This is a genomic window from Flavobacterium psychrotolerans (genome assembly GCF_003097635.1).
GTDB classification, from domain to species: domain Bacteria; phylum Bacteroidota; class Bacteroidia; order Flavobacteriales; family Flavobacteriaceae; genus Flavobacterium; species Flavobacterium psychrotolerans.
Genome location: NZ_QCZI01000043.1, coordinates 1 through 1,522, shown reverse-complemented (window position 1 = coordinate 1,522; position 1,522 = coordinate 1). Strand labels below are relative to the sequence as shown.

Annotated in this window: 2 protein-coding genes; both read left to right on the top strand. The window is 35.5% G+C overall.

Annotated elements, in window-relative coordinates; genetic code table 11:
• The coding region (locus tag DB895_RS14080; RefSeq protein ID WP_116725988.1) for an SDR family oxidoreductase at positions 1 to 183 on the top strand (183 nt) is incomplete at its 5' end.
• A gap of 8 nt (positions 184 to 191) precedes the next feature.
• Positions 192 to 1,522, top strand: a 1,331-nt coding sequence (locus DB895_RS14075) for an MBOAT family O-acyltransferase (RefSeq protein ID WP_133242690.1), incomplete at its 3' end; no start/stop codon positions are given.

The following is a 1,522-nucleotide window of genomic DNA, read 5'->3' as shown; positions in this document are numbered from 1 at the left end:
ATGCAAACCAATCTGACAGCCACTTTTGACGATAGAATATTGGATCAAATGATAGAAAATCATCCTCTGAAAAAACTGCTAACCGTTGAAGAAGTGGCTGAAACGGTACTTTTTTTGGCTCATGCTTCAAATCAGATGAACGGTATCGACATCCTTTTAAACGCAGGGGCTACTATTAAATAAAACGTATTATGGTTTTTAATTCGATCACTTTTTTTATTTTTTTTACCTCATTCTACTTGCTATATTGGTTTGTGGTCAACAAAAATCTGAGACTTCAAAATCTACTTTTATTATTGGGAAGCTATGTGTTTTACGGATGGGCAGATTGGCGGTTTTTGTCTTTAATTATCGGTATTTCTGCTTTTAATTTTTATTTGGGACTTTCCATTGAAAAAGCATCTAACCCAAAGTATCGGCAATTGCTGGTTTATGTCGGGTTAATCCAAGGAATAGGAGGGTTGGCTTTTTTTAAGTACTATAACTTCTTCATTACTTCCATCAATGATTCGATTCATTCGTTGAACGGAACTTTGAATCTTCAAACCCTGAAGATTATCGTTCCTTTGGGAATCAGTTTTTTTACCTTTAGAACCATAAGTTATATTTTGGATGTTGACAAAGGGAAAATTGAAGCCACCAAAGATTGGGTGGTTTTCTTCAATTACGTTTCCTTTTTCCCATCCGTGCTGTCAGGCCCCATAGATAAAGCAAAAATGTTTATTCCACAGTTGGAGAAGAAAAGAGTTTATGATTACAATCAAACGGTGGACGGATTGCGCCAAATATTGTGGGGATTATTCAAAAAAGTAGTCGTTGCCGATAATTGCGCTTTAATAACCAACACCATATTTGATAATTATCAGACTTTGCCAGCAAGTTCGTTGCTGTTAGGAGCATTCTTGTATACCATCCAAATTTATGCGGATTTTTCAGGGTATTCAGATATGGCAATTGGTTTCTCACGTCTCATCGGGTTTAATGTCACCAAGAATTTTGATTTTCCGTTCTTCAGCCAAAACATCGCCGAATTTTGGAGGAAGTGGCATATTTCTTTGACCTCTTGGTTGACGGAATATGTATTCACTCCCTTGAGTATTGCTTTTAGGGATTATGACAAAATGGGATTGGTTATGGCGATTTTAGTCAATTTCACCATTATCGGGATTTGGCATGGCGCCAATTGGACTTACGTATTTTTTGGTTTTTTGCATGGTTGCTATTTCATTCCGCTGATACTCAAGGGAACAATGAACAAAAAGAAAAAAATAGCTAAGGATAGAGTGTTTCCAACGTTTAGAGAATTTATAAATATGCTGGGAACCTTTATTTTAGTCATGTTTACCTTTATTCTTTTCAGGTCAGAAACAATAGGCAGGGCTTTTGGATATTTCAGCAGCTTATTTTCAAAATCACTTTTTTCTGTTCCAATACTTTCGGGGAGCAAATTAATGTTGGTTATTACTTTGTTATTTGTTTTATTAATGTTTATTATTGAATGGATAGGGAGAGATAAACAGTA